This is a genomic window from Candidatus Hodgkinia cicadicola, from assembly GCF_002774925.1.
This window is the reverse complement of record NZ_CM008785.1, coordinates 1-16,213: the sequence shown is the minus strand read 5'-3', so window position 1 is coordinate 16,213 and position 16,213 is coordinate 1. Positions and strand designations below refer to the sequence as shown.

At 30.3% G+C, this 16,213-nt stretch carries 14 protein-coding genes and 1 pseudogene; 3 read left to right on the top strand and 12 right to left on the bottom strand.

Annotated features, from left to right (window positions below):
- Positions 1 to 855 precede the first annotated feature (855 nt).
- The 4 genes from MAGTDC_RS01135 to MAGTDC_RS01125 form a co-directional block, all read right to left on the bottom strand.
- Positions 856 to 1,050: a hypothetical protein gene (locus tag MAGTDC_RS01135; protein WP_146656682.1), complete on the bottom strand. Its 195-nt coding sequence runs from the start codon at positions 1,048 to 1,050 to the stop codon at positions 856 to 858.
- Between the two features lie 169 nt (positions 1,051 to 1,219).
- The gene (locus MAGTDC_RS05320) at positions 1,220 to 1,402 is read right to left on the bottom strand and encodes a hypothetical protein (RefSeq protein ID WP_146656681.1); all 183 of its coding nucleotides are present in this window, start codon (positions 1,400 to 1,402) and stop codon (positions 1,220 to 1,222) included.
- A gap of 247 nt (positions 1,403 to 1,649) precedes the next feature.
- Complete coding sequence (locus tag MAGTDC_RS05315; protein ID WP_278046882.1) at positions 1,650 to 1,778, bottom strand: hypothetical protein; 129 nt, start codon at positions 1,776 to 1,778, stop codon at positions 1,650 to 1,652.
- 668 nt (positions 1,779 to 2,446) lie between these two features.
- On the bottom strand, positions 2,447 to 2,632 hold the full coding sequence (locus tag MAGTDC_RS01125; RefSeq protein ID WP_192572989.1) for a hypothetical protein: 186 nt from the start codon (positions 2,630 to 2,632) through the stop codon (positions 2,447 to 2,449).
- A gap of 4,087 nt (positions 2,633 to 6,719) precedes the next feature.
- Here MAGTDC_RS01125 and MAGTDC_RS01120 point away from each other — a divergent pair.
- Positions 6,720 to 6,941, top strand: a complete 222-nt coding sequence (locus MAGTDC_RS01120) for a hypothetical protein (protein WP_146656679.1) — start codon at positions 6,720 to 6,722, stop codon at positions 6,939 to 6,941.
- Positions 6,942 to 8,391: 1,450 nt separating this feature from the next.
- Positions 8,392 to 8,568, top strand: a complete 177-nt coding sequence (locus tag MAGTDC_RS04350; RefSeq protein WP_192572994.1) for a hypothetical protein — start codon at positions 8,392 to 8,394, stop codon at positions 8,566 to 8,568.
- Between the two features lie 281 nt (positions 8,569 to 8,849).
- Here the strand turns inward: MAGTDC_RS04350 and MAGTDC_RS01115 are convergent, their stop codons facing one another.
- The 5 genes from MAGTDC_RS01115 to MAGTDC_RS05310 form a co-directional block, all read right to left on the bottom strand.
- The gene (locus MAGTDC_RS01115) at positions 8,850 to 9,326 is read right to left on the bottom strand and encodes a bifunctional adenosylcobinamide kinase/adenosylcobinamide-phosphate guanylyltransferase (protein ID WP_146656678.1); all 477 of its coding nucleotides are present in this window, start codon (positions 9,324 to 9,326) and stop codon (positions 8,850 to 8,852) included.
- A gap of 666 nt (positions 9,327 to 9,992) precedes the next feature.
- A complete protein-coding gene (locus MAGTDC_RS04345; RefSeq protein ID WP_192572993.1) occupies positions 9,993 to 10,178 on the bottom strand; it encodes a hypothetical protein in 186 nt (61 codons plus the stop codon).
- 210 nt (positions 10,179 to 10,388) lie between these two features.
- Complete coding sequence (locus MAGTDC_RS04340) at positions 10,389 to 10,526, bottom strand: hypothetical protein (protein WP_192572992.1); 138 nt, start codon at positions 10,524 to 10,526, stop codon at positions 10,389 to 10,391.
- 992 nt (positions 10,527 to 11,518) lie between these two features.
- On the bottom strand, positions 11,519 to 11,845 hold the full coding sequence (locus MAGTDC_RS01110; protein ID WP_146656677.1) for a hypothetical protein: 327 nt from the start codon (positions 11,843 to 11,845) through the stop codon (positions 11,519 to 11,521).
- 358 nt (positions 11,846 to 12,203) lie between these two features.
- On the bottom strand, positions 12,204 to 12,326 hold the full coding sequence (locus tag MAGTDC_RS05310; RefSeq protein ID WP_278046883.1) for a hypothetical protein: 123 nt from the start codon (positions 12,324 to 12,326) through the stop codon (positions 12,204 to 12,206).
- A gap of 352 nt (positions 12,327 to 12,678) precedes the next feature.
- Between MAGTDC_RS05310 and MAGTDC_RS04335 the strand changes: the two genes are divergently transcribed.
- Positions 12,679 to 12,819, top strand: coding sequence for a hypothetical protein (locus tag MAGTDC_RS04335; RefSeq protein WP_192572991.1), 141 nt, complete (start codon positions 12,679 to 12,681; stop codon positions 12,817 to 12,819).
- A gap of 992 nt (positions 12,820 to 13,811) precedes the next feature.
- On the opposite strand, the gene MAGTDC_RS01105 is transcribed toward MAGTDC_RS04335, so the two are convergent.
- From MAGTDC_RS01105 to MAGTDC_RS01095, 3 genes and pseudogenes are all read right to left on the bottom strand, one after another.
- Positions 13,812 to 14,984 (bottom strand): PLP-dependent transferase, encoded by a 1,173-nt coding sequence (locus MAGTDC_RS01105; RefSeq protein WP_146656676.1) that lies wholly within the window; start codon positions 14,982 to 14,984, stop codon positions 13,812 to 13,814.
- 114 nt (positions 14,985 to 15,098) lie between these two features.
- Complete coding sequence (locus MAGTDC_RS01100; protein WP_192572990.1) at positions 15,099 to 15,521, bottom strand: hypothetical protein; 423 nt, start codon at positions 15,519 to 15,521, stop codon at positions 15,099 to 15,101.
- 159 nt (positions 15,522 to 15,680) lie between these two features.
- A pseudogene (locus tag MAGTDC_RS01095) lies at positions 15,681 to 16,213 on the bottom strand (hypothetical protein); the annotation flags it as partial.

Below are 16,213 nucleotides of genomic sequence, written 5' to 3'. Positions count from 1 at the left end.
GATATCTAATAACATATAATGGTATGGATTTTGTCAGCGATTTTGTTGCTGATGGCAGTCCATTAATAGAGATGCTGGCTCTGCCAGCCTGAAGTTAACCAGTTCGCTAACATGCGAGCAACGTTGGTGGGATTTTGTACTCGCATTTGGATGCTCACTGGATTAACTTAGAGAACCATTCTCCGATTAACAACTTGAACCATTTATCGAAGTAACATTTCAATCCATGGACGTTGGATCGGTCAATTACTTAATCACTTCCATGATGGTTAATAACAATATCTTAGTTGTATTTATTCAGGTTCAACTTATAGCCATAGTAAGATGATTGATCCGTTGACGGACATAGTCGTAAACAGTACAACCAAGGTAATCACTTGGTTCTAATCTCAATCATTACATCTGGATAATTCGTTTCGATCTAATGTTAAAAGAAACATTCAATACTTACAACGTTGTTAACCGATTATTACTATTATCTGGATATATTATTTATCAATGTTTTATACCAAATCTTATTAGAAACCAACAAACGATGATCTTGTTTAACATATCCTGAATTGTGGTATACACCAACGTTTGGTCATCCTCACATTAACAGTTATCATGTAAATTGACTAACGAATCTCAGCTTATACCTATTATCACTGTGTTCTGGATGTTAATGTTTTAACCATTTGTTACAACATATATGCCATAGTAACTTCATGTATGTCCGCTACCAAAAATAATACTTAAACATATCTGTTAAAATGAACTCTAACAACAACCTTCCATTGATATTTGTTTATATTTGGTTATTTGAAAGATTTCTTATACGTTTCAATTTCTTACCTTACAACGATTACTCCAGAATTATTCTTTCGAGACAACACGTTTTCTTCTTCCCACTTCATTTTTATCCAACCTAAATGAGTTTACTTTATCAATTACAAAACATTCGGATTGTATTAATATCCCGTTTCAGTAATAATACCGATAAGAGTTCAGGATTTTGTTAACACTTCGGTTCTTAGATCATCATGGGAGTTGTTTAGTATTGGGAACCATCATAAACGTCACATGTTGCTTTAATCGACAAAGAAACGATCAACCTTTGATCAACATGTTCATCTTAACCCAATACTTCATAACATAAAATGATCTACTTGTTTTATCCAAATAAAGTTTTTAAACAACCTTGAAATAGCCGAAGGTACAACACCAACTAGTTAATTAATTAAGTCATCTTACTATCTCTGATCTCTTTACAATAATCTAACGACCAACATCTTACTAATCGTATGTTTGAACAACCTAATATTAGTACCAAAAGTTTCATCTTGATTTTTGTTTTACCATACCATATCTTAAAGTTTACAATTTTGTGATGTCAGTTTATAGTAATGTGAGAAGTATTCACCATTCTTCTTGGTCATATATCCTCGTGTCAGTTTACTTCTTAGCTCAATCATGGCCGTAACCAACGAATACCTCGGTTGTTTTAACGTGTTATCCTCATTTAATAACAATAACATGATATCAATTTATAAGACTAAAACAACCATATTCTCGGTTTCTTGTTAAACATACATAGATCTACAACATATACCCCTTTGGGGTAAACACCACTACTAACAACATTTTATATATAAATTCATCTATAATTACTATTCTGATTTATTAAAACTGAAACAACCTCCAATCCTACCAAGATACTCTCTTTTAACTTCAAACCTTGTTCATGTTTTCCATCTAAACTCATCATTTCCAACCAATGTGTTTACCAATAACATCATCATGTTATACATTTTATCATAAATCTGTAACAACTTGATAAACCTATATCGGTTGTTTTTAGTTAATCATTTGATTTATCACTAAAGTTCGGAGGTTGGATTTATACTTGTACATTCAATATCCAATAAACAGACCGAATTCAACTTGTTTTTATACAACTTAATTCAAGTATCGTTTTAATTTATACCAACATATCGAAGATTTCTACAACAACATTCACGTATAACTTGGTCGATAAATCTTTGATTACCTAAATATAATATCACATTAAAATATTTATATACCATCACTGCATTAATACCCATTGATATTATGTTAAAACAACACCATCTGTTCGAGTTAATAACAACACGGTTCGAATTAACTTAATCCGATATAAAACTCTTCAAACGACTAAATTTCCAATGAGATTAAAGAGATAATTCATTTAAGTTTCTGATTATTGTTAACAGTTCTTAATTAATTTGTTACTTCGTACCAACGTTTCTCATGTTGTTTGATTCCTATATGCGGAATATATTAATCGGAACTGTTTTAATTTAGAAGTGGGGTTATAATATCAACTACTAAGTACATATTAGATGTTATTCTTTATACCGTAATGTACAATTCCAATGTAAGATGATAATGTTAGTAAATTAATTGACTCATATCTTATATTAATTTTTTAATCACTTGTTTGTAAAGTACTTGTTATAACTTGGACACCGATGATGTTATCTGTTCTAATAAATACTGAAACGTTACCCACTCCAATGATACCTTGAAGTTCATTAATTAATCCAACGTTGTAAAACTCTGGTCTAAAAATCCATCATCGATTTAATCACAACCAAAACAAATAAATTACCATTATGTCTGTAGTTCTATGATGGAAATGAAATACTAACACTTATCTAAAACCAAGGTATGTTTATCTGTATTTTGGTCTTAACCTTGATTTGATAAATGGTATATCGATCTCAAATTAAAACTTAAAAAGAATTAAACAAATACAGATGATTAAAATAAACATAAGAATCTATTTCCTGCAACAAGCACCCTTACCATTAGTTCCTTCCTTTATCCTAACAAAAAACCTACCATCATTTATCATCTGTTTTCTTCTAACTAAATCATTATAAATTCCAACATCATCATCGACTAAACCAACGTTGTTATGACCGTTTGTTCGATATTAATGGCTTATGATAACCATTTTAATCTTTAACTAACCACCTTCCAATCGTTTGTTCCCAAACATGTTGTTTTTATTATGTTACTTAACCATCATCAATTACTATTAGAATAATGGTTTAATAGTTAAATGTTTTAATATATCGTACATTTACTAATTGTTTTGAAACAACGACCTATGTTAAAGTATCACTTCTCCATTTCTTCAACTCCACTTGTCAATCTTACTATGTCAACTTCTAATGGGAAACATAATTGCTATGATCTATTAATGACATAAATGACATCGGTTTAGTACTAAGCGAATGTTAATAACTTGCTTAAACAATTACATTACAGATGGAAACGAAGAAATTATCTTTATTGTTATACAAAGAAGACCTAACGTTTGGTAGAATCGGATGTTGTAATGTTCGATCAATTTGTACAGACCGAAGAGATAACCAACCTTGATGAATAACACACCATGAACAGTTATACAGAAACATAGTGACCGTTGTAAATCAGTAACAAAACATTGATGTTATTTAATAAGATCCGATATAACTTAGAAGTTATTAACTTAACTTGGTTATTCACTATGTAAAGATATTAATCGAACCAACATTATTGTATAAGAGGTAAACATATAACCATTTATCTGTCATGGTTCGAATATTAGAACAATATATTTAATTTATTAATCTATATCGATAGATCAAAACTTTAATCTCAATCACAACATGGTTTTCAAGTTCAGTTAACATCCAATGGTCATTGATCGAAGATGAACCAACCTGTTACTGTTACCTACATACAACATATTAGCTAATAATATTCATCCTGTTCTGTTTTGTTCCAACCAAACATTATCTCGTTAAACAGACATCATTCAACAGCCATTAACGACTACCAATGATTTGATTCATTTATCATAGAGTTGTCTTCGTTGTTGTAAATCAACAGGTAAACATTTGTTTAATATCTTAAATTAATTACAACGGTTACTATCCACCATAATTAAATCTTTTAGAATAAACCGATCTTTTACTCAAACATTTTAGTAATCCTTAGATCGGACCGTTTACACCAATATTAATTCTTATACTACTTGTGTTAATTGCATATCGTTCTTACCCTGTTGTGTTTAACTTAATGGTTTCATCGGGTATCAACAATTCTATAGATTGGTTGTAAACAACCATAATTATAAATAAATTCATCATGATATCATCTGAATGTTGTATTCACTATGTGTTCACTTTATCTCTAACTGTACTATACCATCAACAAACAAATGATCTTTTATTGTGTACCAACCATGTTGGTCTTGGAGATTACCTCTTTGTTATCAACAAAAGACTGAAACAAGTACTACATCTTTACACCATATTGACCACATCAGCTTAACTCATAATCTTAAACTTACTTCAATCCATATCTATCATTAGATGTACGAACTTATTATTTCCATCTTATTTCTACGAACCTATGATAACCTATATAAAAGTACTACTTTGTTGTTAGTGTAACATTCCAGTTAATAAGTAACCTCCGTCAGAACTAAGAAACATTTATCCTTAACTTCAGAATAACAATCACTTCACCAAACTAGTTATGATCAATTGATCGATCTAAGACCTTACTACTAACAAAATGTTAAGTATTCGTTTACCTTATTTCTGTGAATTACAACGTTGTTAACCAATTAACAGCTTCCAACATCCAGTCATTATAATTACCAACTCTTATACAATTTAGACCTAACACTTTGATTTATAATCGGAGTTCTACCAACACATAACAACCAATTTCCATAACAACATCGGATGAATAAAACCAACATCGATGACAATACATTGAGTTCTATCCCGACTTAACTAATCGCTACCAACACAGACGTTAACTAATATCTTTATAATAATTATGATATAATATAGAACAAGATCCAAGGTTGGTTCATTCGTTGTTATTTATGGAGACAGGTAGTTAACGAATAATCTAAGATATAAATTCAAAATGTTCGAATTAATTAAAGAATTATATCCATGGGTGTTGTATATCCAAATACTAATTGATTAATCGATATTGTATTCGTTGGGTATATACGGCGAGTTTATTAATTTGACCATTAACTAAATCCATTTAAAACCGTTATACTTGGATACCGATCATGTTGATAAAGAGATTTTTTCGTTAATATAAGATAGGAATGTTGGTCTTAATAAAGAGTTTGATAAACGTTGATCGTGTGTTATGTGTTATTAGTCTGATGATGAAAATTGTTTCCTGATCGGACTTGAGGTTAACTGGATGTAAACGTTAGTTTGAATAACAAACCGAACACCTATGTTTAATAATTATTCGAACGTTGTTATCGGTTTTTTATTTAAGTTTCAGATGAAACAGATGGTTTAAACCAGAACAACTTGTTGTTATTAAAGGTATTTAGAAACCGTATGTTTTAAACATAACTTCTACCTTATAATCGATCTAAGGATATCGGAATACACATGAATCAGATATTGGTTGTAGTCTCCAAGGTTGTTTATTCCATCATTGGATAATCAATTTTACAACAGGTATATATAGATATGTGTGTAGTATGTATATTATATAGATTGGTTACAAATGAAGATAAAATCCAGAATCAACATTTCGTTATTATCACACTTCGTCATATACTAACATGGGGATGGTTGTGTTTATAGTTAATAACAATCGGATTAATTTCTATCATGGTTAATATAGAATTCTTGTTAGAACCAACTACGTATATGTGATATTAAACTAGAAGTTAACTGTTTTCTCATCGTGTTGATAAACAAGTGACAGAATTGACTTAAGGTTATGGGTATTACTACTAACATCCTCTATGTCTAACCTGTTGGTATTACATCAAATTATCATTCATAACACTTAATAAATACTATGGTTAACATGTATTAAGATCTTATAATAATATACTGATGTTTATGTGTGTGGTTGTTGTTAACCTGAATATACGTGTACATCTTTTTTTTGTTGTTATGTTCGATGTCACTGTTTTATTTCAGTTGTTTTTTAAAAGACTAATAATAAATCACTCATCATTATCCAGAATCTATCATGGTCATAATCATCTTGGAGTGTAAATATAATCTGAAACTTATGTTATGATTGGAAATATTTTTAACTACTACCCATACGTTTGATGGTTGAAGCCATCGTTATATATTCATGTGTTTTGGTGTTGAATAGATAACACTTGATATATTTCATTAGCTTAATGGTTATATCCGAATTCTATTAACCTAAGGTTGTTTCGACACAACGATCTGATCTATTTGGAATTAATCCATCAAATTGTTCTTAATAAAAACCATCTAATCGATACTAAACATTCGTACGTTAACGAACTGTTATTAAAGATAAGATCTATAACAACCGTGGATCATAGACTAAGATGTTGTTCTGGTCGTTTAATCGGAACAACGTTGAGATTTTAAAACCAATCATCTTTAAATGGTTAACATCTCATTATCAACATCAATATCCATTAGATTCATAATTATCATGACAACGTTGTGTTCCACTTTCATGATTTTATTGATGGCCATGTGTTGTCTTGGTTCGAATTATGATTTTAATAACCATCCATATTAATGTTTTTTTGTTGGTTTACCGCAACACACCATCAAATATTTACGAGTGAATAGGATCAATGTTTCATTCATGGTGGGGAGTTTTTATATAGGATTTATGTTCGATAAAAGTACATCCAATTGTTTTACATGTTCACATCGATGTTGGGTCGTGTTGGATGAAGTAATTATATTGAACTTAGATTGATGAACTCAATTCATGACAACAATTGACTAATTGAAATGATATTAATCAGACAATGGGTTCATGTGTTTGGTTCGGATCACATTAATGATTCGTATGGACGTTGTTGTTTCATAAGATTTGAACAGATCATGTACTTACAATTAGCATTTCGATCTATCGGTTGATATTCGAGATAAGGATTTATAGATGTTGTTTGAATTAGCCATTTAATGGACCAACGTTGTACATGTCTATACAATGAAGTATTTATTTTAACAGTATCGTTTAGATCTGGATGTTAGTTAACGATCAACGTGAGTAGTATATATATATATATATGTTCGTATCTGATTTAGGATAAATACTTAAGGTGGTAATCTTCAATATTTTTTATGAGGATTTAGTTAATAATTTTATATGACATATTGGAATTTAATAACCAATTGGATTAATGGGTAAATGTTGTTGTTTTACTTGAGTTATCGATGATAGGAATGTGGATGTTGTTTGTGGTTTCAGTAACCCATACATGGATCGACATCTAAGAACTTTAAGCAATGAAAACCATCAGTTAAAATTCAGGTATTGTTACCCTGTTTGATAATGTTCGATGTCAACATGTTGTGATAAATTCTATCTTCGGAGTAATAATTTAAGAAACAGGAAGAAACGGTAGTAATGGGTGTTGGGTGATATATATATATATATTTGGGATTAATACTTAACAGTATCACTTCGTTGGATGTTGTTTATCTTCCGATCAGAATAATTGTTAACATGATATAATTCCGATGATTACAAACACATCAAAGAACAATGAACTTTAAGTTTCTTTTATATCCGCTATCCATGTTAATATGTTGTTACTTGATCTGAATTTTGGTCGTTGTTATATGAACTGATCGTATTTATGTTTAATTTTTAATTCATTATACCATTAGGTTAGATACTTCTACCAAAGATCTATCATCTGTTGTGGTCGTTTGTTGTGCTATCGATGTTAGTATATGTGTTGGGTTGTTTTTGAACCAATAATTTATCACCAATATGTTTAAACCGTTATAAGAGTAATAACTAACGATATAAGTTATTTGTTTGTTAGATTTTGAAATCCAATTTGATTTAGTAATGATGATGTTATGTAGTTAACTCAGTTAGGATATATAAATTTTGTTGGTGTATAGCTGATTGAATGAAACATTGGTTTAGGTTTTTTTTGAAGTATGATGACCGTTATAAGTATCTTACCTTCGGTTCGTAATAGTTGTAGTTTCTAACAGTTTATTATGTTGTTAAACCTGTTAGATTTATTGGTATTTGTTTTTAATTGGATCTTTAATCCGGTTGAGATATTTGGAGGTTGGTATGTTTTTTGTTTAGTCCATCGGTAGTGTAAACCACAAAATCCATGGATGTTAAGTTCGACTTTAAGAATAAATATTTAGTTTGAATTAAGATTACGGTTGTCAAATCAGTTTGAAAGAACTTGGTTATTGCTACTAATGAGTGTTTGGAAATATTAATTTGTTTGATTTGCTTTACAAAGTTTACGAAGTCGTTTTCGCTTATCTCGTTGTGGTAGGTTATCATGTTGATGTTTCGTTTGTTTAGAGATGTTCAGTTCAGTTTGAATAGTTCTTACTTCAGATGGTTTGGAGTCGTACTTCTATTTCATCGTCAACATCTCATTGCCGAGCAACGTTTGTTAATATCTGATCAATAGAATATGTTTTAATATTAAAGGGTGGTTTACATTGTTGTTATAGGACCGTTGGTAACAACGTTCTGACTATTTGTTCGGATCATAGGGTTTTGATGTTATAAATGTTAATCTGTTATTGAAATCGAGTACTATTTATGTCTATGGTATTGAACTTAAGTCAAATCTTCTAATGATTATCCAGAGTTTATTTGATTACTTGCTTGTTAATCACATCATTATGAGACTAACACCTATGGGTTAGAATGATGGTTCCTATAATGACCTATAAATTGTTTGTTACTACTGTGTTGTTAGGTTGTTGTTAACGTATGTGATTTAATGGGTTTATAACAATAACATTCGAGGTTAAAACATGTACCTGATCTGGATATAATAACCTCCGTTATTTTAATCTCAATATATTCCCCGATATACTAATATAAATTTTGTTTGATATTAATACCAATTGTTGAGTCGTATTTCACAGTAGTCTTGTGAAGTTTTTGTTTAATGTGTTTGTACTAATGGTGTTACTTAATTCGTGAGTGATTACTATCCATTTTTTTGTTGTTTTAAGCAACATTAACAGCTTATCAATTTCGTTGTAACAATTAGATTTCAATATCAGAATGTTTGACAACCAAGTAGAGATGTCATCTATTATAACAATGGCATTCGTGTTTACGTTTGTTTTAATAAGTGCGGTTAAATCAATACTTTCTTCATAAATATTCCAGTTATTAGATCTATGTTTAATATGTTGGAATAATTTATCTTTAACATTTATAGAATTTGTAACAACGTATAGTGTTTTAAGGTTACAACATGTTGACCGAATTATTCTTGATTTACCTGTTTTCTGTAATCCTATCAATAACATTTATGAGGTTACTACCAATTAATTAGTCAATGGATTACTTGGTTGTTATTTCACTCGATTAGAAGTATTAAAGTGAATGTGAACTTAATCAGGTATTAAGTCTAATTTGTTTGAGTTATGATTTAATTAAATTAAAGTTTAGAATACGATATGTTATTTAAGTTAACCGTGGATAATCAGTATATTTGTTGTTAATTTGATTGAGTTGTTTAATTGTATTAATATGAGGTTATTTGCTTGATGGGATGTTTGGAGATATTAAGAGTTGGATGTTTACACCGCAGTTTGTTGGTCCTGATTATGTTGTTCATTGCTTACAACAAAATGTTTATCTTGATGATCGGTTAGTTGAGTGAAAAAATTAAAGAGAACTAATAAATGATTTGATTGAGATTGTTGTAATTGATGAAGAAAATCTTAGGAGATGGAAGGACCTAGGTTCTAGATATTGATGTCTATCCTATGACTTGTGGTTTAATAATTAATATCAGGTTAAAAACAATGTGAGGTTAATAACCAGATCAAAGTTTGAACCTCTTAATGTAGGTTAACGGAGATAGAGATTATGGAACCTAATGTCAATGAAGTGAGAGTAGAACTGTTAAAACAAAGATGAGAACATCTTACAACGTTGGTGTAAATCTTTGGCTTATTCATTCAGATTTTTTATATACATTCCAGTATTAGTGTTGAATAATAGTCGATAGAACAACATGTTGTATCAGTTTCGTTTAATTCTATCAAACATGAATGTGTTATACCATCAATAGACTGGTTCGTCATTGGTTTGTTGTTATTAGCATGAAATTTGGTTCTACATGTTTTCAATATGGTATTCATAAGTGCCATCACAGGGATATTATTAATTACGTATACATAAATCATTAATTTAAAATAGAACCATGAACAGTAATCACAATTCCAAGTGTGTGGTTCATAGTTCCGATAATGCAACTAACAATGAAACGAAACACTGGAATCAGTCAATTAGTATAAAGATCTATCTACATATCTGTTCCTATCAAATGGTTAGTATTTTAACATCTAAGTTATCATTTCTTATTAAAACATCAGTTTATATACTTTAAACATCATAAACCAAACGTTTGAACTTTCGGTTTTATCATGATTGATTACAACGTTGTAATTATCCTTATAAAATCCAGTGTTTAATACCGTACAAGATAAGATATAATCCAATGTTTAACTATAATTGTTTTTAATGGTTGGAGATTAGACCCAACGAACAGTAACTGGATACTGTTGGTCAAAGATGTTAATCTGTAACACAGAGCCAATATCGTCCATGTGTTTCTTTCGTAAGATCTTGATATCCATTATCATGTTTGAAGTTCAATTAGAAAATGACCAAACGATAGAATGTTGGAATTAATTGGTTAGCACTAACGTTGGTTAGTTTACATACAACATAGTATATCATTGGTTGTTTATGTTTTAAATACTAAGAATTGGAATACTATCATCGAAGATCTGGATGTTGCGGTTCTGTTCTAAATTAACATGTGATTCCAATAATTTAATTGGTTTAATCCATGTTGTTACCTCAACGTTGTGGTTTTTTATCAGAGTTTAATATCTCTTCTTTGAACATATCCGTGTTTAATGTATGTTGTAATACATCTGATATTATTTTAATCATTAACACCAATCTCGGTCTAAATTACTTTAAACGTTTATAACCATTTTGTTAATGATAAATCTTCATACTAATTGTATATTATCAAGAATATAAATAATAATTATATAAGTTATAGTTAACATATGTTGTATTGTTTTAAAAACCATCCTACCACATACAATCGAAGATTTCTATCTTGAACCGTTGTTAACCTTTAAACAATATGTACACATATGTCTATCCGAGTAATTGCAACCGAACATGTACATTGGTTTCAGTCTCGAACAATTTACTTAATCATTTATTCGTTGATATTGTTTATGGAGGTTGTTAAAGATGTTTGTAATCACTAATATGTTCCATCTCCGTCGTTTAAACCAAAATCATGTTGTTTCCATGTTAATATTTATCTATTAACCTGAATCAGATCTATGTACCAATCGGTATTTTGTAACATTAACATGTTGTTGCGGTTAAACAGGGTGGTCGTTGTTACAGTTAAGATAATTAAGTTCTATTTCATCTATTTTTAATTAAGATCTAAATCATTAATCTATGAGAACATATGTTTGTTGTTTATCAGGTTGTTTTGTTTTGATATTAATAGATCGATATCAATATCTAGTATTATAACACCATCATCGGAGGTAAATAGTTCTTGTTTATGGCAATAGCAGATGAAACATGAATTTGGTATCTGTAGTATTAAGTCATCATCATCGAACAATTTTGTTATTCGGTTGTTTAGTAAAATATTAAAAGATATTACCATTATTACTTTGATTTTATAAATCAGCTCTAACTCGTAGATGGCAATCTGAACGTTAGTATCTATCAACATTATGTGGTTAACTTGTTGTAATATTTCACCGATGTCCATCTTTGATTTCTTCTAATAACCATTAGAACAACTGTTTCTACTTAAATAACTTCATCTGATCCTAATACTCTCCTAGGATTTTATTCCAAGATTCCTACTGCCCTCCTCTACTACATGAAGCTTTTTCCTTCAACATTTGTTTAACTACTACCAGAACCAACAGGTATTTGAACTTTTAAGTTTACTATTATCTGAGTTAATACTATGGCCATGTTGTACCAACATCCATGACATCATTGGTGTTAGTTATGATTTCTTTAAATATCTTGACTTCGGTATTTTCTTATCATCTGTTGAGGTTAGTATTACGTATAAGCTGTTACTCCATCGTTTGTTATCATCCAGTGCTTCATCTGCTTTACCAATGCCAACATCCTGTTCCTTTGGATCTAGGATTAATTATAACAACGTTTGGTACCATATTCGTTTTATCTGATATTTCGGTTGTTAATATCTTTTCTAAGACAATATCGTTACCCATTAATCATGGTCAATGGTGAGATGGTTGGAAATGTAAGTAACAATATCCGATGTATATACCTATATTTACCTTCAAATGGAATAGAGATGGAATATAAAGGTTTCTTTGGTCTGATATATAATAGCTTAAATCATTTGATTTGAGTTTATGAACATGAATCTACAATAACTACCGTCACTAAATTTTGAACTACCGAAGATTGGAATTTATAACAGCTTTACAAAGTTAAGTTTTAGTTCTGTAATCGAAACAACAATTATTTTGATCATCGGAATCCTTAATGTATTACTAGGATTTAAACTATAAAATCTGAAGATAGATAAGTAGACCGTTGGAAGAATGAAACCCGTGGATGTTAACCAACGATGGACGGGTTAATAACAAAAAATTAGTACAAATAGTTATATCCATGAATGTTGTAGAAACCGAATTAAATGAATTAAATCAATACAAAATATGGAAGATATTAAGTTGTTGTATAGGTTTGGTCTAATGAAACATGGAATTAATCACTGGATTTTATCAACGTGATTGGGATGTACCAAACATCAGGTAAACTGTTTTAAGTTTTATTAAAATATTTATTGTATATAACAGGTTAAGGAGTTATCGTATGGCGATGCGTAGAAGTTTTTATGTTGGTCGGGTTGTTCCTCCTTGTTGTTTAGTGACAAGGAGATGTTAAATGTAACCGAATTTAAGTAGTAATAGATGTTGAGTTTGGATGATTTAAGTTAATTGATGACATGGTGTAGTTAAATAACCATCCAATTGAGATGATTATTGTTGGTTAAACCATCAATCATAGACATAAGATGATAATATGTTTGTTCGTTTATGACCATATTTGTTACTACGTTGTTACAACTAACTAATATTCATCTTAATTAATACCACACCAATCAAACGTTTGGTTTTTGTTGAACTAAATATTAAAATATTCCACTTTGAAATCTAATTAATTGATGGTAACAATCGAAGTAATCCCATACATTAATGTAACGTTGTAAATCTTCATATATTCATTGCCAATCCATAACATGCCATGAACATGATTACTAAACTAATCTCCTATCTCCAAGTCTTTATTCTTCATGAACAACATCTGTACCACATGTTCGTTTTAACATGGTTCGGATTTTTGTTTACTTGTTTAACTAAATGATAGGATAAACAGATCTGAGGATGTATGATTTAAAATCTTGGTTTCAATGTTCATTCAACAGATAGATGATGGAACAGGCTGTTGGTAAATCAATTAACAAATCATCGACATTCGAATTTAATTAACCAATGTTAATACACCGTTATATATCTATCGGTTGTGGTAGTATTTACTTCAAATCAATCGTTATACAACACAACACGGTGACAACAACATGTTTGGAACTATTTGTTGGTTTTTTAATTGATTTGTTCCGATCTAAGTTCAGGTTTATGACCGTTAGTTTCGACAGATAATATAGAAATAATAAATTTATCCAATTATCCGGTTGTTATCAAAGCGTTGTTTAAATCAGTTATTAAATTATCAATATCATCTAATCCGATCCGTAGTCTAATTATTGGGTAAGTGGATTCGGTTCCAAATAACCTATGTCTGATGACAAACAACGAAGCTGAAGTTTTGTTGTCATTATAAACACCATCCGTTTTAATAACCGCTAAGTTGCTTAGAAATTTTTTACATTTGTTAATCGAATTTTTATTTAACTTAATGGATATTATGTTATTTTGGAGGTTGTAATTTTGTTGTCAAAGTCAATTATCAGGTGAGCTCCGTGATGCCGGACAGAATACTTGGCATAAATGTTTCATCTTAGACAAATGTCTACAGAGCTTCATGATCGGGTTATAACGGCTATACAATCGGAATATAGAATTGTTTATATTGTTGAGAATGGTTAACAGATCATAATTACCATATGTTAAATTAACGAGATTTTTAAACTTTATAAACATATGTGACAGGGTTTTTGTTGTTGATATTGATGTAAGATCGGTGTTTGATTGTTTTATCAAATAGTTTGTTAAATCACAGATTGATACATCCACACCATGTGTTAATGGCTTGTAAATTAGAGGTGTTGCTCATGAATTATCCATTGATATAATACATTTATCAGACCGTTGTTTAACATATTTACAGATTTTATCGATATCTAATACCTCGAACGTATCCGAACATGGTGATTCTAAATGGATTAACTTGGTGTTTGTTCGTAGTAATGTCTTTAAGCTATACTCGTCTCTGGGATTGAAGTAATCAATGTTTATGTTTAACTTCGATAATACATTACAGAATTCTTTTAAAGGATAATAAACTGAATCAATTATCAACGCATGGTCACCAGGACTAAGCAGACACAAAATTGTCAACGTTGTTGCTGTTAGTCTTGAATTTGTTAATATTGTGCTATCGGAATATTCTAAAGCAGCGATTGTTGTGCTTAAGTTATGAACAGTAGAGGATACCCAATGTTGACTATCGGATGTTACTGATCTGGTAATATCAGATGGTGGTTTGGTTTGAAGTGTTCGGTCCTTTACAAGGTTGTCGTAGATTACATTTAAAGCATTAATTGTATAAGCAAATTCCGATTTCCTCTTCGTTGTAATCATTCTAGTTATATCAATATCTTTTTTAATATCTTCCATTTTAATATTTATATACTCGTTTCTTGTTATTCATCATTAGTGTTCGGATTGACTTTTTATTATTGAAGTTTAAACACTCATTGTTATGGTATTCCATAGAATTAAGACATGTTACTAATGTTTACAATGTTTGGTTGTTTTATTGTTGTCATCATCAGAGTTATCGTTGTCGTTGTTATCGGTGTCATTATTACCATCATCATCGTTGTAGTTATCATCATCAGAGTTATCGTTGTCGTTGTTATCGGTGTCATTATTACCATCATCATCGTTGTAGTCATCATCGTTGTCATCGGCATAGTTATCGGTATCCTCATCTCCTTCCATATTGCCTTCACTTTCTTCATCATCTTCTCTCCTATCTCCATCACTCCTATCTGTGTTGTTAGCTGTACCATTCTTATTATCTTTCTTATAAACGGTTAATAATATTAACAATAAAATTGTAAGATAAAACATTAATCATCTTTGATCTGTTAACGAAGAAAGGAACATTGAAATCAAGCTTAACAACCAATCCTGTGTACTTTTTAACATTGACATTATGTAATTGTTTATCGTGGATAGAATTAACATTTGTTATCGGAATGTTTAGATGTGGTATCTATTTATTAGTTTATCGTATTAGTTAATTGGTTGCCACAACGTTCGATCGTATACTTGTTGTTATTAACAGTTTTATCTAAACCGATAGAATTATGGACAGTTGGTTTCATTGATCGTTTGTGGTTCATGTTTAGTTAACGGGATAATGTTATTTCCATGCTTATATGTTTTCTCGGTGGATATAACAGATTTGTGATTATCGTTCGTAATATTAGTATATAACGGTGTAGAGACCATAATTGTTGTGTTTGAATCAGACATATCGTGTTGTTGTAATTGTGTTAACTCAGATAAATATCAACGTTCACTTCAGACTTCGGGATCATGGGTGCTTGGCTCAGTAACGGTCGGATGTGTACCTGTTTTGTTTGTTTGGCGGTTGGCATATGTGTTTGGTTCAGATATTATACTGTTAACAGCTGCTATTCCGATGTCTGTACATAATAGGAATAAACGGTTACCTGGTTTCAATGTTTTGATGGTCAAGGATCCTGATGGTTTCTTCTTAATTATGATTGAACTACTAGTGGTAATCATTTTGAGGAACGATGTGAACAAATCATTCGGTACTACCATTGAATAAAACTCTAACTTGTTAGCTCATGTTGGGTTACATATATAAT